Raw genomic sequence first — 15,776 nt, forward strand, 5'->3', positions numbered from 1 at the left:
CCGAAGGCGGTTTTTGTTTTCCTGCTGACAGCGCACCCGGACAAACGGCAGTGCGGATGAACCGCACCGGGCGTTGCCTGAAAAATCAGGCGGCGGTAGCCAGGGCCTTGACCTTGGCAGACAGGCGGCTCTTGTCGCGAGCAGCCTTGTTCTTGTGGAAGATGCCCTTGTCGGCGACGATGTCCACCACGGACTGCATCTTGCCGAACAGGTCCTTAGCCTTCTCCACGTCACCGGCCAGGACGGCCTTCTCGACGTTCTTGACAGCGGTACGGTACTTGGAACGCAGCGAGGTGTTGGCTGCGTTCAGCTTGACGTTCTGGCGTGCGCGCTTGCGGCCAGACGCCAGGCGGGGGTTCTTTTTCTTCTTGGTAGAAGCCATGATGTGATTCCTTGTGTTGAAGGATGATGTCAGAGGAACCGAAGATTATAGCCGTACCTGATGAATTTGTCATCAGGTGGCACAGGGCCGCGTGACCCGTCCGTGCAACGGCTACACTTGCACGTCTGCGCCAGCCTGCCGCGCACACTACCGGATACGCATCGTGAGCCTGTTCAAATCTGCTTCCATTGTTTCTCTGCTGACGCTGGCGTCGCGCATCACGGGACTGATCCGCGAGCTGCTGATTGCCTCGGCTTTCGGGGCGAGTGCCTTTACCGATGCCTTCAACGTGGCGTTCCGCATTCCGAACATGTTCCGCCGCCTGTTTGCCGAAGGGGCGTTCAGCCAGGCCTTTGTGCCGGTGCTGGCAGCCGCACGCGAGCAGGAGGGCGATGCTGCCACGCGCGCGACGATTGACCGCGTGGCGACGGTGCTGTTCTGGGTGCTGCTGTTCTTCTGCGCCATCGGCGTGCTGGCGGCACCGTTCCTGGTGTGGCTGCTGGCCAGTGGCCTGCAGCAGGATCCGCAGGGTTTTGATGCCGCAGTCACCATGACGCGCTGGATCTTCCCCTATATCGGCTTCATGTCCATGGTGGCGCTGGCGGCTGGCGTGCTGAACACCTGGAAGCGTTATGCGGTGCCGGCGGCCACGCCGGTGCTGCTGAATATCGCGATGATTCTGGCGGCCTGGCTTGGCGGCCCGTGGTTTGCCAGCATGGGCATCCAGCCGGTCTATGCGCTGTGCGTGGGCGTGATGGTGGGTGGCGTGCTGCAGCTTGGTGTCCAGCTGGCGGCAATGGCGCGGCTGGGCATGTTCCCGCGCATCGGGCTGAGCTGGCGCGCCATGCGTGAGGCCCTGGCCGATCCGCACACGCGCCGTATCGGCAAGCTGATGCTGCCGGCCATTCTGGGCGTGAGCGTGGCGCAGATCTCGCTGTTGATCAATACGCAGATTGCCTCGCATCTGGCCCCGGGCAGTGTCAGCTGGCTGAGCTATGCCGATCGCCTGATGGAGTTCCCGACGGCGATGCTGGGCGTGGCGCTGGGCGTGGTGCTGATGCCGCAGCTGGCGCGCGCCAAGGCGGCGGACAATCCGCACGAATATTCGGCCATGCTGGACTGGGGCTTGCGGTTGGTGGTGCTGCTGTCGGTGCCGTGCGCGGCGGCGCTGCTGTGCTTTTCGCAGCCGCTGGTCAGCGTGCTGTACAACTACGGTGCCTTTACCGCGACCGATGTACAGCAGACCACGCTGGCGCTGATGGGCTATGGTGCCGGCCTGATTGGTCTGGTGGCGATCAAGGTGCTGGCACCGGCCTACTATGCGCGCCAGGACATCAAGACGCCGGTGAAGATCGCGATTGGCGTACTGATTGCCACGCAGCTGATGAACCTGGTGTTTGTGCCGCTGCTGGCGGTTGGTGGCCTGTCGCTGTCGATCGCGCTGGCGGCAATGGTCAACGCCGGCCTGCTGCTGGCCGGCCTGTTGCGTCGTGGCAGTTATCGCCCGGAAAAGGGCTGGGCCTTGCTGCTGCTGCGCGTGCTGGCTGCCACGCTGCTGCTGTCGGCCTTTCTGCTCTGGGCCGATGGCCTGGCCTGGGTCGATGTCCACAGCAAGCTGACACGCCTGCTGCAGTTTGCCGGCGTCATGCTGGGCGCGGTGCTGATCTATTTTGGTGCGCTGGCGCTGTCGGGCTTCAAGCTGCGACAGCTGGTACGCCGCTAGGCACGGCACTTGCTCGCCCAGAAAAAACAGGGCTGCCCCGCAAGAGGCAGCCCTGTTTCATTCAGCTATCAGCTATCAGCTGTCAGCTGTCAGACTCAGGGAGCGGCAAAGAACTGCGTGCTGTACTTGTCCAGCGGCAGCTTGCGGATCACCGGGCGGCCAGCGCCATCCTTCTCCGCGATGCGATCGATCCAGGTTTGCAGCACGTCGGCATCGAGCACGCCGATGTCGAGGCGGCGCTCGGCCGGGATATTCGCCAGCGTGGTGTAGTCGTCACCACCGGTGGCGTTGAAGCTCAGCACGAACAGGCGATAGGTCTTGCCCATGTCGATGGCTTTCCAGCTGTTGGCGGCCTTGTCGAATACCTGCAGATTGCTGGCGCGCTGGCCCTTGGACTTGCTGGCATCGACGTCGAAACGCAGGCCGGCGGAGTAGGGATAGGGGCCGGTCGAACCGCCCGGCTTGAAGGTGGCGTCCAGACCGTCCTCGATCATGGCCTTGGCTTCGGCACCGGTGATGTCCAGGCGCCACAGCATGTTGCCGAAAGGCAGCACTTCGATCACGTTGGCGGCTGTCACCTCGCCGCGCAGCGGCACGCGCACGCCACCACCACTTTGCAGCGTGATGTCGGCACCGCCGTAGTCCTTGTCAGCCACCTCCAGATAGGCCTGGGCGACCAGCTGCTGGATATCGCCGCCGTGCAGGCTGACGTCACCGATGGCATTGCACTCGGCGCCGGAGCGGCTGTAGTCGACGCTGCCTTCACCGCCCGGTACGCGGCGGCTGCAGATTTCCTGCGGGGCGCTGGCCACGATCTTGGCCTTGAACACCTCTACCAGATCCTTGAACGGCTTCAGCACGTCCAGCGCCTTGGCGTCCGGCTGCACGACTTGCAGGAAACCGCTGGCCTGCACGTCGTCCTGGATGGCCTTCAGCGTGGCGGCATCCGGAGCCGCCTTGTTGACGCTGTAGTTGTCGCCGATCAGCACGTGCGGCGTGCCGGTGCAGCTGGTGACCTTGCCTTCGGCATCGAAGTTGACCTTGAGCTCGCCGACCACCTTGGCGTATTCATTGGCGTGCACCACGCAGACATTGTCGCCATCGGCGTTCTGCAGGCGTGTCGGGTATTCGCCAGCCGGGCTGCCGGCCTTGTAGCTCGTCAGGCTGTCCGGGCCGAGCAGGGTGTGCGAATCGCCGCCGACGATCACGTCCACGCCACGCAGCTGGGCTGCCAGTGCCTTGTCGGCGACATAGCCGATGTGCGACATGACGATGATCTTGTTGACGCCATCGGCCTTCAGCTGGTCGATGCTGCGCTGGGCGGCCGTGGCCTCGTTGTCGAAAGTGGTATCGGGATCGGGGCTGGAGGATTCCTTGGTCTTGCCGGCCACGGTCAGGCCGACAATGCCGATTTTCTGGCCGTCACGCTCGACCACGATATGCGGCTGCACATAGCCGGGTGCCTTTTGCGGCTGCAGGGCGGAGTTGGCACCGAACTGCACGTTGGCCGACAGCACCGGCGTCTTGCACTGGGCCGGATCCTTGTGCAGGAAATCGATGAACTGCTTCAGGCCGCTGTCGCCCTTGTCGAATTCGTGGTTGCCCAGCGTGAAGGCATCAAAGCAGACGGTGTTCATGAGCGCGGCATCGGCCTCGCCCGGCTGGCCGGCGCGGTTGAAGTACAGCGTGCCGGTCAGGGCGTCGCCGGCATGCAGGGCCAGCACGTTCTTGTTGCTGTCGCGAATCGCCTGGATCATGGCGGTGACACGCGGGAAGCCGCCGGCATCCACGGTCAGATCCTTGCCGGCGAGGGCAAAGGTGCGGTTCATGCTGTCCAGGTTGGAGTGGCTATCGTCCACGTGGGCGATGGTCAGCTCCAGCGGCTTGGCGACGACGGGCGGGGTGGACGGTACGTTGTCGTCATCGCCGCCACAGGCGGTGAGCAGGGTGGCGCCGGCGACCGACAGCAGTGCCGGAAGGGCCAGGGAAAAAGGACGCTGGTGCATGGGAAGAGTCTCCGTTGTACAGGAAAAAGGGCGTTTCAGTGAACGACCGGGAATGGGAAGAGTCTCCGTTGTACAGGAAAAAGGGCGTTTCAGTGAACGACCGGGAAAGTGCTGCCTGCCGGCACGGTGATGCGGGTGGTGTGCAGCAGCGGGCTGGCCGGGGCCTGGCCCTGTTGCAGCGGCTTGACCTTGTGGAAGCGGACTTCCAGCTGGCCAGCAGGAGGGTTGATGGCGGCCTGGGGCTGGCGCGGGTCATAGCCGATCTGGTCGCGCACGATGCCGCACTGGAAGGCGTGCAGGTCGCCGGTAATGGCCACCACGTTGCGGATGTTGTGCTGCGTCAGGAACTGCATCAGCTCGGTGCGATGCACCGGATAGCCGTCCCAGCAATCGGCGTTGATGGCAAACACCTGCTGCAGGGCGGGATCGGTCACCATCGGGTGCTGGCGCAAATCGGCCCACATGCGGGACAGCGACAGCTCGTTGCCCCAGATTTTCCAGGTCGCATTCGACTGGCGCATGGTGTCCTTCCACCACTGGGTCTGGGTCTGGCCCAGTACCGACGGGGCGGCAGCGCGGGGCTGCTGTGCCATCAGGTCGAACGACTGGGCCTGCAGCAGGGTGGGCAGCGGCGTGAAATAGCGCGATCCGACCGAGGTGTCCATCTGCAGGGCGGCATCCAGCGGTGCGCCCTGGGCCAGCGGCACCAGCACCTCGGGGATGGCGTGGTCGTCCCGGTACAGGCGCTGGTCGGTCATGACCAGATGCATCAACTGGCCAAAGCGGAAGTCGCGGTAGATGCGGATGTTGTCGTAGCGGGCATTGTCGAGGTCGAAGGCGACATCGCCCATGTCCACCGGCATGTACTCGAACCAGGCCTGGTTGGCAGCGCGGCGGCGGCCGGTCTGTTGCTGGTTGGCGTTGTTGTAGGTCTGGTGATCCTGCCAGCAGTCATCGCTGAACTCGTGGTCGTCCCAGACGGCAATGAAGGGAAACTTGCGGTGCACTTCCTGCAGGCGCGCATCGCCACGATAGGTGCGGTACAGCGTGCGGTAATCGGCCAGGGTGAGGGCCGCCGTGGAGCCATCGGCCAGCGGCATGCCGTCTGGCAGGGTGATGGGCGGATGGGTGCTTTCGACCTGGCCGGTCTGGAAGCCGGCACCCACGGTTTCGTAGATGTAGTCGCCCACGTGGACGGTAAAGTCCAGATCCTGCTCGGCGGCCAGCAACTCCATGGCGCCCCAGTGGTTGACACTCCAGTCCTGGCAGGTGAACCAGGCAAAGCGCAGGCTGGACAGCTGCGCATCGGTGGCCGGAGCCGTCTTGCTGATGCCGGTGGTGCTGACATCGCTGCCGGCCTTGAAGCGGTAGTAGTAGCGCGTGGCGGCTTGCAGCTGGCGGATCTTGGCACGCACCGTGTGGTCGTAGCGCGCACTGGCATCCAGGGGCTGTTCCACCAGCAGGGTGGCGAAATCTTCCTGCAACGAGACCTGCAGCGTCAGGGGAATGCTGTCCGGCTGTGTGTTGCCGCTGGATTGCACCCGCGTCCACAGCACCACACTGTCAGCACGCGGATCGCCGCTGGCCACGCCCAGATCGAAGCGGAAGCTGCCTTCCGGTGGGCCGGGTTCCGTTGCCGGAGCGTCGTCATCGCCGCCACAGGCAGACAGCACGGAGCCGGCGGTAATGACACTGAAAAAGGCTGCACTGCGACGCAGCAACTCCCGTCTTTGCATGGAAAACTCCCTGTGTAGCTGCTGCTGCGTGGGCAGGAGCGGACGATGACAGCAGGCAGTCTAGGCAGCGTACATGACGAAAGAATGGCGTTTCAGGGACAGTTTGGTGTCATGCAAAAGGCCGCACCCTTGCGGATGCGGCCTGTGCGCGAAAGCGGCGGAAAAGGCTCAGGCCACGGTGACTTTGGCCGCGCCATCGGCAGCGGCAATCCGGCCGATGGTGTAGACGGTCTCGCCCAGTTCGCGCAGCGTGGCAGCGGTGGCTTCGGCGTGGGCCGCATCCACCACCAGCACCATGCCGATGCCATTGTTGAAGGTGCGGTTCATCTCGATGTCGTCGATGCCGGCGGTTTCCTGCAGCCAGGCAAACAGCTCGGTCTGCGGCCAGCTGCCCTTGACCAGGCGTGCCACCATGCCCTCGGGCAGCACGCGCGGGATGTTTTCCAGCAGGCCGCCACCGGTGATGTGGGCCAGTGCCTTGACCGGATGCTGGTCGAGTGCGGCCAGTACCGGCTTCACGTACAGCCGGGTCGGGCGCATGACGGCTTCGCGGAACGGCATGCCGTCCAGCGTGGCCGGCAGGTTGCTGCCGGCGCGTTCCAGGCACTTGCGCACCAGGCTGAAACCGTTGCTGTGCACGCCGTGGCTGGCCAGACCCAGCACCACGTCGCCAGCCTGCACGTTCTGGCCGGTCAGGATCTTGCTCTTTTCGACTGCGCCGACGGCAAAGCCGGCCAGGTCGTATTCGCCATCGGGATACATGCCGGGCATTTCGGCGGTCTCGCCACCGATCAGGGCGCAGCCGCTCTGCTCGCAGCCGTTGGCGATGCCGCCGACCACCGCCGCAGCGGTATCGACATCGAGCTTGCCGCAGGCAAAGTAGTCGAGAAAGAACAGCGGCTCGGCACCCTGTACCAGTACATCGTTCACGCTCATGGCGACCAGGTCGATGCCGACCGTGTCATGCATGTTCCACTCGAAGGCCAGGCGCAGCTTGGTGCCGACACCGTCAGTGCCGGAAACCAGCACCGGCTCCTGGTAACGCTTGGGGACCTCGAACAGGGCGCCGAAGCCGCCAATGCTGGCCATCACGCCTTCGCGCATGGTCTTCTTGGCCAACGGCTTGATGCGTTCAACCAGGGCATCGCCTGCATCGATGTCAACGCCGGCGTCTTTGTAGGAAATGGGAGTTTGCATGGGGAAAATTCGGATTGCGATAAACGGAATGCACAAACTTGGGGTATCGTGCTGTCAGCGCAGGCACTTGCTGCCTGACCATGGCCTTGCCCGTATTGTAAAGACCTTCCTCCTTCCATGATCGAATTGAGCCCCAACCTGAAACGGACATTGAACGGAACCCTGCTGGTTCTGGTGCTCGGCCTGATCCTGTGGGCGCTGGGTCCGGTGCTGACGCCGTTCATCGTGGCGGCCGTGCTGGCCTATGCCCTCAATCCGCTGGTCGACCGCATCAGCGGCTGGCTGGGCGGGCGTGTGCCGCGCTGGCTGGCGGTGGTGCTGGTGATGCTGGTGTTCATCCTGGCCGTGCTGGGCGTGGCGATGCTGATCGTGCCGGTGGTGATCAAGGAAGGTCCGATCATCCGCCAGCAATTGCCGGTGCTGCTGGATCGCGGCGTGATCTGGGTGCAACAGATGTTCGACCGTTACGGCATTCCGTTCGAGGTCAATCTGGGATCGTTGCGCGGCGTGGTGATTGAATGGCTCAGCAATAGCAGCAGCACCCCGGCGGCACCCGGCGAGCCGAGCTTCGTCAAGTCGCTGCTGAATTCGCTCATGATCGGTGGCAGCGTGGCGCTGTCGGTCATTGGCAATCTGGTGCTGATTCCGATTGCGCTGTTCTACCTGCTGCTGGACTGGGACAAGTTCATCGCCACCGTATTCCGCCTGGTGCCGCTGCGCATGCGCGAGGGCGTGACCAGCTTTGTGCAGGAAGCCGATACCCTGCTTGGCCAGTACCTGCGCGGCCAACTGCTGGTGATGATCATCATGGCCACCTATTACAGTGTCGGCCTGATGCTGTTCGGGCTGGATCTGGCCTGGCCGGTGGGCATTTTTACCGGTCTGGCGGTGTTTGTGCCTTACCTGGGCTTTGGTGTCGGCACGGTGATTGCCGTGGTCCTGGGCCTGCTGCAGTTCGGTCTGACCAAGACGCTGATCATGGTCGGCGTGGTGTATACCTCGGGCCAGATGATCGAGAGCTACTATTTCACGCCGCGACTGGTGGGTGAGCGCATCGGCCTGCATCCGCTGGTGGTGATCTTTGCGCTGCTGGCATTTGGCCAGCTGTTCGGCTTTGTCGGGGTGCTGGTGGCGCTGCCCTGCAGTGCCGTGCTGCTGGTGGCGGTACGCCGCCTGCGCGAGCGTTATTTCAGAAGCGACCTGTACAACAACTGACGGCCTCCGGCGGGGAACGGCTGCATCCCGTAAAATGACGGCGTGTCTCCCCCCATGAAACAACTTCCGCTCGATATCGGCCTGGCCCCCAGCCCGCGGCTGGACTCCTGGATTCCCGGTCCGAATGCCGCGGTACTGGCGCACGTGCAGTCGGTGCTCCATGACAACCGCCCCTCTTTGCGCCCCACCTATATCTGGGGACCAGAGGGCAGCGGCAAGACCCATCTGCTGCAGGGTGTGCTGCAGGCGCTGCGTGAACAGGGACGTGAAGCCGGCTGGCTGGATGCCTCCACGCCCTGTGGCGGTTATGCCCGTCCCTTCGATCCGCGCTGGAGCGTGGTGCTGCTGGACGAGGTCGATGCCTATGGCCCGCAGCAGCAGCACACGGCGTTCAACTGGTTCATCCATGCCATGACGCCGCAGCAGGGCGAACCCTGCTGGGTGCTGTCTGCCGGCCGCCTGCCGGTAACCGATCTGCCGCTGCGCGAAGATCTGCGTACCCGGCTCGGCTGGGGCCAGGTGTTCGGCCTGCAGCCGCTGGCCGAGGACGATGTACAGCGTGCCCTGCGTCAGGAAGCGCAGGCGCGTGGCCTGGATCTGTCGGACGAGGTGCTGCGCTACATGCTCAGCCGGTTTTCCCGCGACCTGGGGAGCCTGAGCCAGCTGCTGGCCATGCTGGACGACTATGCCCTTGAAACGCGCCGCGCGATCACCGTGCCGCTGCTGAAGCAAATGATGAATGACTCATGAATATTGCGCTTTTTGACCTGGACCACACCCTGTTGCCGATCGATTCGGACTTCATGTGGGCCCACTTTACCAATGCCATTGGCTGGACCGATGCCGAAGAATCGCTGCGTCAGAACGATGTGTTCTACGAGCAGTACGAGCAGGGCGTGCTCGACATGAACGAATACGTGCGCTTCGTCACGCGCGCCATCCGCGAGCACACGCCCGACGAGTCCCATGCCGCCCATGCGCGCTATCTGGCCGAGTACGTGCAGCCGGCGATCCGCCAGCCGGCGCTGGACCTGCTGCAGCAGCACCGCGATGCCGGCGATACCCTGGTACTGATCACCGCCACCAACCGCTTCATCGCCGGCCCGATCGGCACGCTGCTGGGCTTCGAGGACGAGAACATCATCGCCACCGAGCTGGAGCGCGGTCCCGACGGCTGGTTTACCGGCAATGTCGAGGGCATGGCCAATCTGCGTGAAGGCAAGGTGCACAACATGACCCAGTGGCTGGCCAGGCGCAAGCTGGACTGGAGCGATACCCATATCAGCTTCTATTCCGACTCGATCAACGACGCGCCCCTGATGGAGCGTGCCGATGTGCCGGTGGCCACCAACCCGGATGAGCGCCTGCGCGCACTGGCCCAGGCCCGTGGCTGGCGCATTCTCGACCTGTTTCCCAAGGCGTAAGCCATGATCAAGCGATTCATCAACAAGCTGCTGGGCAAGGAGCAGGTGCAGCCGCATTTCGGCAAGCGCGTCGAGGTGCCGCAGTCGGTGCACCAGATCGATGTCTCCCTGGTGGATGAGCGGGCCCTGAATGTGGTGCAGACGCTCAAGAAAGCCGGTTACGAAGCCTATATCGTCGGCGGTGCGGTGCGCGACCTGCTGGTCGGCATGCGGCCCAAGGACTTTGATGTGGCGACCAATGCCACGCCCGAGCAGGTCAAGAGCCTGTTCCGCCGCGCCTTCATTATTGGCCGCCGTTTCCGCATCGTGCACGTGGTGTTCGGCCGTGGCCGCGAGCATGAGGTGATCGAGGTCTCGACCTTCCGCGCCTATCTGCATGCCTCCGATGCCGCCCATGTGAACGGCAACGAAAAGACCAGCCGCCGCGCGCTCGAGGGCGTGCAGCATGCAGTCGATGCCTCCGGCCGCGTGCTGCGCGACAACGTCTGGGGCCCGCAGGACGAGGACGCGGCACGCCGTGACTTCACCATCAACGCCATGTACTACGATCCGGAGCGCCAGATAGTGGTGGACTACCACAAGGGCATGGCGGACGTGAAGAACCGCACCATCCGCATGATTGGTGATGCCATGGCGCGCTACCGCGAGGATCCGGTGCGCATCATCCGCGCCATCCGCTTTGCGGCCAAGCTCAGCCCGCTCGATTTCCGTCTCGACAAGGCGACTTCGGCGCCGATCCGCGAGGCGCTGCCGCTGCTGCACGACGTGCCGCAAAGCCGCATGTTCGACGAAATGCTCAAGCTGCTGCAGACCGGCCATGCGCTGGGCACCATCGGCATTCTGCGCAAGCACCAGCTGACCGACAACATCTATCCGCTACTGACGCTGGCGGTGCAGCGGGCCGATGATCCCTTCGTCAACGCCGCCTTGCAGGATACCGACCGCCGGGTGGGCGAGGGCAAGCCGGTGGCCCCGAGCTTTCTGCTGTCCTGCCTGTTGTGGCAGGATGTGCGCGAGGCCTGGGCGCGCAAGACCGCCGAGCGCAAGCCGCCGTTTGTCGGCTTGCAGGAGGCGATCGACGAGGTGTTCGACGCCTGCATTGGCGATGTCTCCGGCCGCGGCAAGCTGGCCGCCGACATGCGCGAGATCTGGATGATGCAGCCGCGCTTCGAAAAGCGCAGCGGCAACAGTCCCTACAGCCTGGTGGCGCAGCTGCGCTTCCGCGCCGGCTTCGACTTCCTGCGTCTGCGTTCGCACGTCGGCGAGGTGGAGGAATCGCTGGCGGACTGGTGGCAGACCTTCAGCGGCACCACCAACGATGCGCTGCGCGAAGACCTGATCGCGACCGCGCGCGAACAGCAGCGTCAGCGCCAACGTGAAGTCCAGCAGCAGGGACGTGCCGGCGGCAAGGTGCATCTGGTCAGCAGCAAGCCGGCAGCCGAGGTGGCCGGGGAATCGGTACTGCCCGATGCCGACGCGCCGAAAAAACGCCGTCGCCGCCGTCGCAAGCCGGCCGCAGCGGCAGATGGCGCAGCCCCTGTGGCGCACGAGGCGGCAGACAGCTTGCCGGCGCAGGACGACACTGCTGCTGTGCGCAAGCCGCGCCGCCGCCGCAAGCCGGCAGGCGATGCCGGCAGCGACTCCGGCGCAGACGCATGACGTCCGCCATCGTGGCACCGTCGCTGGCCTGGGTTGCGCTGGGGGGCAATCTGGGTGATGCGCGACAGTCGGTGCAGCAGGCCCTGCAGGCGCTGGATGCGCTGCCGCAGACCCGGCTGGAGGCCGCTTCGTCGCTGTACCGCACGGCACCGGTGGATGCCAGCGGGCCGGATTTCATCAATGCCGTGGCGCGTTTGCGCACCAGCTTGGCCCCGCTGGCGCTGCTGCAGGCGCTGCAAGGGCTGGAGCAGCAGGCTGGCCGTGAACGGCCCTACCGCAATGCGCCGCGCACACTGGATCTGGATGTGCTGCTGTACAGCGGTGTCCGCCAGCAGACGCCGGAGCTGGAGCTGCCACATCCGCGCATGTTGCAGCGTGCTTTCGTGCTGGTACCGCTGGCCGAAATCGATGCGGAACTGGTGCCGCCGGAAATGCTGCAGGCGGTGGCCGATCAGGCGATCGAGCGGCTGGCCTGAATCAGCTGGCCGGCGCCTTGCCGGGCGGGTCCGCGTTGTCGAGCAGCTGGCGCTGGTAGCGACGCAGCGCCTGTCCGGCCGCCTGCAGATAGGCCGGTGAGCCGGGCAGCTGGCCGGCCGGTGTCATGTGCAGCACCCAGGCAAATTCGGCGCCGAACAGCAGGATTTGCGACGAGAAATAGACCCAGATCATCAAGGCTACCAGCGATCCGGCAGCGCCGTAGACCGAGGTGGTGGAGGTGCTGCCGATATACAGCCCGATCAGGCTTTTGCCCACGGTAAACAGCACGGCTGCCAGCAGCGCGCCGGGCAGGATCTGCCGCCAGCCCAGTGGCCGCGAGGGCAGTCCGGCCAGCAGAATGCCGAAAAAGAAGGTGAGCACGGCCATGGACAGCAGCGGGTTGAGCACGCGCGCCAACTCCAGCATGCCCGAGGTCTGGCCGGCAATCCAGCGGTCCAGCGCCGACAGATAGGCCGAAGCAGCAAGCGATACCAGCATCAGAAAGCCGATCGCCAGCAGGATCGACAGCGACAGCATGCGCGTGCAGATGGTGCGCCAGACGGTATGCAGCAGCTGGCCTTGCGGTTGCGGCTGTGGCCGGTGCAGCCAGATGCGGTCGAGTGCGGTGCGCAGCTGTACCAGCACGCCGGTGGCGCCCACCAGCAGCACGGTCAGCGCGATCAGCGAGGCCAGCGTGCCTTCACCCGGCCGGTTCACCGCCTGCAGCAGGGATTGCGCCAGTTCCCCGGCCCGGGGGCCGGCCATCTGGGCAATTTCGCCGATCAGTTGCTGCTGGGCCGCACCGCTGCCAATGAACAGGCCGACCAGCGCCACCAGAATCACCAGCAGCGGGGCCAGACTGAACACGGCGTAATAGGACAGCGCTGCCCCGTACTGCGGGCAGCCGTCATCCAGCCATTCGCGTGCCGTGGTCTGCAGCAGGTGCCAGGCATAGCGCAGGGGGTGCAGCAGGCGTTGCGGCAGCGACATGGCGGAATCAGTAGGCGGGTGCCGGTGTCGCCACGGGCTCGGTGGCCGGCACTGGTGCGGCCTGCTGGCCCACGGCAACGCCTTCTGCGGCAGCATCACTGCCACTGACGGCATCGATACCGGCTCCGATGGCCTTGCCGGTCAGCTTGACGCCGGTGGATACCACTGCGCCCGTGACGCTGATCGCCGCTCCCACGGCAGCGCCGGCAACAGCGGTGACGCCGCAGCCCTGCAGCAGCAGGCAAAACGGGAGCAGGGGCAACAGGCGCAACAGTCGGGTCATGGCAGTCGGTATCAGGTGGCAGATGCACGTGCCTGCTGCCAGACCCCGGCAGCAATGCCTAGCGAGCGCAGGCGCAAGTCCGGATCATACAGGTCGCTGACCAGAATCAGTTCGTTGGCGCGCGTGGCTTCCAGCAGCTGGTCAAAACCCTGGCGCACGGTGTCCGGACTGCCGACCACCGAACAGGCCAGGAACTGGCGGATGCCGTTGAGCTCCTGCGGGCCGAGCTGCTGCAGGAAGTTCTCCACCGGGGGCTGCAGCAGTCCGCGTTGGCCGGTGAGGATGCTGAGCACGCGCTGGTAGCTGCTGCTGGCGAGGAATTGCGCCTCGTCGTCCGTGGGGGCGGCCACCACCGGCACGCCAATCATCACATAGGGTTCGGGATGGCGAGGCGACGGCCGGTAGTTGCGGCGATACAGCTCGATCGCCTGCAGCAGCATTTGCGGCGCAAAGTGTGAGGCAAAGGCGTAGGGCAGGCCGCGCTCGGCGGCCAGCTGGGCGCTGAACAGACTGGAGCCGAGCAGCCAGACCGGCACCCGGGTGCCGTTGCCCGGATTGGCAATCACTTTCTGGCCCGGCTGCACCTCGTCCAGGTAGTGCATCAGCTCGGCGACTTCTTGCGGGAAGTCATCGGCCGATTCGGTGCGGTTGCGGCGCAGTGCACGCATGGTGACCGGGTCGGTGCCGGGGGCCCGGCCCAGACCCAGGTCGATGCGGTCCGGATAGAGCGTGGCCAGCGTGCCGAAGGCCTCGGCCACCACCAGTGGCGCGTGGTTGGGCAGCATCACGCCGCCGGAACCGACGCGGATGCTGCGGGTCTGGCCGGCGATATGGCCGATCAGCACGGCGGTCGCGGAACTGGCGATACCGGCCATGTTGTGGTGCTCGGCCAGCCAGTAGCGGGTAAAGCCGAGCTGTTCCACATGTTGCGCGGTGCGCACGGCCTGGGCCAGCGCATCGGCCACGCCGGACCCTTCACGTACGGGTACCAGATCGAGCATGGAAAGTCGGGTTTGCGCCAACAGTGACATGAACAGTCCTTTCTTCTTTCGGGGGAAACGGGGATCGGTTCATGGTCGCACGGCTGGCATGACCTTGCAAACGGGGCGGTAAAACGGATGGGTCAGGCCAGCCAGCGCCGCAGCCACTGTGCCGTGCCCATGCCCAGCAGCGTCATCAGCAGTGATCCGGCCACATGCAGACCGATGGCACCAGTGGCCAGCAGCAGCCGTCCCTGCAGCAGCAGGTGCGAGACTTCGGAGGAAAAGGTGGAGAAGGTGGTCAGCCCGCCCAGAAAGCCGGTAATTACCAGCAGCCGCCAGACGGGTGACAGCTCGGCGTGGTGGGCAAAAAACACCAGCGCGATACCGATCAGGTAGCCGCCGATCAGGTTGGCCAGCAGGGTGCCGGGCGGAAGCGCCGGCCACAGGGCGTTGAGCCAGAGTGCCAGCAGCCAGCGCAGCACGGCGCCGGCCGAAGCGCCGATGGCAATCGCCAGCAGGGAAGGCAGCAATGCCGGCATGACTGCAGGCCGGGACTTACAGCGTCAGCGTGCAGCTGTCGCCGCTGGCTTCGCGCCAGACACGAACCTGGCTGGGCCGGGTGCCTTGTTCCTGCATGTGGCGCGCGATGTAGAGGCAGAGGTTTTCCAGCGTTGGCTGGCCCAGGCCTTCGACCTCGTCCAGGAAATGGTGATCCAGCTGGCTGCGCAGCGTGGCGATCTGGGCGCGCAGCAGTGCCAGATCCATCACCATGCCGGAATCGGCTGCCGGGGTGCCGGACAGGCTGACCGAGGCATGGTAGGTGTGGCCGTGGATGCGCTTGCTGCCGGCCACTTCGGCGGCATCATCCAGCTTGCGGCGCAGCGTGTGCGCGGCTTCGAAGAAGAAGGTCTGGGAGAGTTCGAATTGCATGATGGGGCTCAGCGGATCCCGGTGATCTTGTGGGTCTGCAGGCTCAGCCGCCAGCGCGGATCCTGCAGGCAGGCGTCGATGCAGGTCTGCGTGTGCTGTGCGCGTTGTGCGTCGTCCAGCGGCTGCAGCAGGTAGTGCGTGAAATCGGTGTCGTCCAGCATCGCTTGCAGCGTCATGTGCGGCTGTGGCCAGACCAGCTTGAGCTCGTTGCCGCTGCGCTGCACCCAGTGCTGCAGCGATTTCGGGCTGACACAGATCCAGTCGATGCCGGCGGGAGCGGCGATGCTGCCATTGGTTTCGACAGCCACTTCCAGGCCTTCGGCATGCAGCGCATCGACCAGGGTGTCATCGACCTGCAACAGCGGCTCGCCACCGGTCAGCACCACATAGGGCTTGCCGGGCAAGCCGGCCGGCCACTGCGCGGCAATGTGGCGTGCCAGCGTGCCGGCATCGCGAAAACTGCCGCCCAGCGTGCCGTCGGTGCCGATGAAATCGGTATCGCAAAAGTTGCAGATGGACTGGGCGCGATCCTGCTCGCGGCCATTCCAGAAGTTGCAGCCGGCAAAGCGGCAGAACACGGCGGGGCGACCGGCCTGCAGGCCTTCGCCCTGCAGCGTGTAGAAGATTTCCTTGATCTGGTAGGCCATGAAGTTGAAAAGCAAAGCGCAGATACGCGCAACAGGGAATTATCGCCGCGCTGCAGCATGCGGGCAAATGCCGCGTGGCAAGCCATGAACGGATCAGGCGTATAATCGCAACATTGTTGCAATA

Annotated in this window: 16 protein-coding genes; 6 read left to right on the plus strand and 10 right to left on the minus strand. The window is 64.8% G+C overall.

The window, feature by feature from the left end:
- Positions 1-85: 85 nt before the first annotated feature.
- Entirely contained in the window at positions 86-382 is a 297-nt protein-coding gene (gene rpsT, locus C513_RS0106235; RefSeq protein WP_018715178.1) for a 30S ribosomal protein S20, read from the minus strand.
- A 163-nt stretch (positions 383-545) separates the two neighbouring features.
- On the opposite strand from rpsT, the gene murJ reads away from it, so the two are divergent.
- The gene (gene murJ, locus C513_RS0106240) at positions 546-2,105 is read left to right on the plus strand and encodes a murein biosynthesis integral membrane protein MurJ (RefSeq protein WP_018715179.1); all 1,560 of its coding nucleotides are present in this window, start codon (positions 546-548) and stop codon (positions 2,103-2,105) included.
- Between the two features lie 95 nt (positions 2,106-2,200).
- Here the strand turns inward: murJ and C513_RS0106245 are convergent, their stop codons facing one another.
- From C513_RS0106245 to purM, 3 genes are all read right to left on the minus strand, one after another.
- A complete protein-coding gene (locus tag C513_RS0106245; protein ID WP_018715180.1) occupies positions 2,201-4,111 on the minus strand; it encodes a bifunctional metallophosphatase/5'-nucleotidase in 1,911 nt (636 codons plus the stop codon).
- Between the two features lie 89 nt (positions 4,112-4,200).
- Positions 4,201-5,847, minus strand: coding sequence for an alkaline phosphatase D family protein (locus tag C513_RS0106250; RefSeq protein ID WP_033394911.1), 1,647 nt, complete (start codon positions 5,845-5,847; stop codon positions 4,201-4,203).
- Between the two features lie 168 nt (positions 5,848-6,015).
- Entirely contained in the window at positions 6,016-7,044 is a 1,029-nt protein-coding gene (purM, locus tag C513_RS0106255) for a phosphoribosylformylglycinamidine cyclo-ligase (RefSeq protein ID WP_018715182.1), read from the minus strand.
- Between the two features lie 117 nt (positions 7,045-7,161).
- Here purM and C513_RS0106260 point away from each other — a divergent pair, with 117 nt between their 5' ends.
- Genes C513_RS0106260 through folK form a run of 5 tightly spaced genes read left to right on the plus strand, consistent with a single transcriptional unit; the run spans position 7,162 to position 11,818 of the window.
- On the plus strand, positions 7,162-8,259 hold the full coding sequence (locus tag C513_RS0106260; RefSeq protein WP_051084403.1) for an AI-2E family transporter: 1,098 nt from the start codon (positions 7,162-7,164) through the stop codon (positions 8,257-8,259).
- Positions 8,260-8,313: 54 nt separating this feature from the next.
- A complete protein-coding gene (gene hda, locus C513_RS0106265; protein ID WP_018715184.1) occupies positions 8,314-9,009 on the plus strand; it encodes a DnaA regulatory inactivator Hda in 696 nt (231 codons plus the stop codon).
- Complete coding sequence (locus C513_RS0106270) at positions 9,006-9,683, plus strand: HAD family hydrolase (RefSeq protein WP_018715185.1); 678 nt, start codon at positions 9,006-9,008, stop codon at positions 9,681-9,683. The genes hda and C513_RS0106270 overlap by 4 nt, the downstream gene beginning before the upstream one ends.
- A 3-nt stretch (positions 9,684-9,686) precedes the next feature.
- A complete protein-coding gene (gene pcnB / locus C513_RS0106275; RefSeq protein ID WP_018715186.1) occupies positions 9,687-11,342 on the plus strand; it encodes a polynucleotide adenylyltransferase PcnB in 1,656 nt (551 codons plus the stop codon).
- A complete protein-coding gene (gene folK / locus C513_RS0106280) occupies positions 11,339-11,818 on the plus strand; it encodes a 2-amino-4-hydroxy-6-hydroxymethyldihydropteridine diphosphokinase (protein WP_018715187.1) in 480 nt (159 codons plus the stop codon). The genes pcnB and folK overlap by 4 nt, the downstream gene beginning before the upstream one ends.
- A gap of 1 nt (position 11,819) precedes the next feature.
- Here folK and C513_RS12860 read toward each other — a convergent pair whose 3' ends face one another.
- From C513_RS12860 to queE, 6 genes are all read right to left on the minus strand, one after another.
- Positions 11,820-12,809 carry a YihY/virulence factor BrkB family protein gene (locus tag C513_RS12860; RefSeq protein WP_018715188.1) on the minus strand — a complete coding sequence of 330 codons (990 nt, stop codon included), beginning with the start codon at positions 12,807-12,809 and terminating at the stop codon, positions 11,820-11,822.
- Between the two features lie 7 nt (positions 12,810-12,816).
- Entirely contained in the window at positions 12,817-13,092 is a 276-nt protein-coding gene (locus tag C513_RS12865) for a hypothetical protein (protein WP_018715189.1), read from the minus strand.
- A gap of 11 nt (positions 13,093-13,103) precedes the next feature.
- Positions 13,104-14,123: an LLM class flavin-dependent oxidoreductase gene (locus C513_RS0106295; RefSeq protein WP_018715190.1), complete on the minus strand. Its 1,020-nt coding sequence runs from the start codon at positions 14,121-14,123 to the stop codon at positions 13,104-13,106.
- 92 nt (positions 14,124-14,215) lie between these two features.
- Positions 14,216-14,614 carry a fluoride efflux transporter CrcB gene (gene crcB, locus C513_RS0106300; protein WP_018715191.1) on the minus strand — a complete coding sequence of 133 codons (399 nt, stop codon included), beginning with the start codon at positions 14,612-14,614 and terminating at the stop codon, positions 14,216-14,218.
- Positions 14,615-14,630: 16 nt separating this feature from the next.
- On the minus strand, positions 14,631-15,005 hold the full coding sequence (locus C513_RS0106305; RefSeq protein ID WP_018715192.1) for a 6-pyruvoyl trahydropterin synthase family protein: 375 nt from the start codon (positions 15,003-15,005) through the stop codon (positions 14,631-14,633).
- An 8-nt stretch (positions 15,006-15,013) separates the two neighbouring features.
- Positions 15,014-15,652, minus strand: coding sequence for a 7-carboxy-7-deazaguanine synthase (gene queE / locus C513_RS0106310; RefSeq protein WP_018715193.1), 639 nt, complete (start codon positions 15,650-15,652; stop codon positions 15,014-15,016).
- Between the last annotated feature and the right edge of the window lie 124 nt (positions 15,653-15,776).

The organism is Allobrachymonas chironomi DSM 19884 (genome assembly GCF_000374625.1).
GTDB lineage: Bacteria > Pseudomonadota > Gammaproteobacteria > Burkholderiales > Burkholderiaceae_C > Brachymonas > Brachymonas chironomi.

Excerpts from the sequence above, each read along its gene's own strand:
- crcB (WP_018715191.1), bottom strand. The coding sequence starts at position 14,614 with ATGCCGGCATTGCTGCCTTCCCTGCTGGCGATTGCCATCGGCGCTTCG.
- C513_RS0106295 (WP_018715190.1), bottom strand. The coding sequence starts at position 14,123 with ATGTCACTGTTGGCGCAAACCCGACTTTCCATGCTCGATCTGGTACCC.
- hda (WP_018715184.1), top strand. The coding sequence starts at position 8,314 with ATGAAACAACTTCCGCTCGATATCGGCCTGGCCCCCAGCCCGCGGCTG.
- rpsT (WP_018715178.1), bottom strand. The coding sequence starts at position 382 with ATGGCTTCTACCAAGAAGAAAAAGAACCCCCGCCTGGCGTCTGGCCGC.
- C513_RS0106245 (WP_018715180.1), bottom strand. The coding sequence starts at position 4,111 with ATGCACCAGCGTCCTTTTTCCCTGGCCCTTCCGGCACTGCTGTCGGTC.
- C513_RS0106250 (WP_033394911.1), bottom strand. The coding sequence starts at position 5,847 with ATGCAAAGACGGGAGTTGCTGCGTCGCAGTGCAGCCTTTTTCAGTGTC.
- C513_RS0106305 (WP_018715192.1), bottom strand. The coding sequence starts at position 15,005 with ATGCAATTCGAACTCTCCCAGACCTTCTTCTTCGAAGCCGCGCACACG.
- C513_RS12860 (WP_018715188.1), bottom strand. The coding sequence starts at position 12,809 with ATGTCGCTGCCGCAACGCCTGCTGCACCCCCTGCGCTATGCCTGGCAC.
- C513_RS0106270 (WP_018715185.1), top strand. The coding sequence starts at position 9,006 with ATGAATATTGCGCTTTTTGACCTGGACCACACCCTGTTGCCGATCGAT.
- C513_RS12865 (WP_018715189.1), bottom strand. The coding sequence starts at position 13,092 with ATGACCCGACTGTTGCGCCTGTTGCCCCTGCTCCCGTTTTGCCTGCTG.
- purM (WP_018715182.1), bottom strand. The coding sequence starts at position 7,044 with ATGCAAACTCCCATTTCCTACAAAGACGCCGGCGTTGACATCGATGCA.
- pcnB (WP_018715186.1), top strand. The coding sequence starts at position 9,687 with ATGATCAAGCGATTCATCAACAAGCTGCTGGGCAAGGAGCAGGTGCAG.
- C513_RS0106260 (WP_051084403.1), top strand. The coding sequence starts at position 7,162 with ATGATCGAATTGAGCCCCAACCTGAAACGGACATTGAACGGAACCCTG.
- queE (WP_018715193.1), bottom strand. The coding sequence starts at position 15,652 with ATGGCCTACCAGATCAAGGAAATCTTCTACACGCTGCAGGGCGAAGGC.
- folK (WP_018715187.1), top strand. The coding sequence starts at position 11,339 with ATGACGTCCGCCATCGTGGCACCGTCGCTGGCCTGGGTTGCGCTGGGG.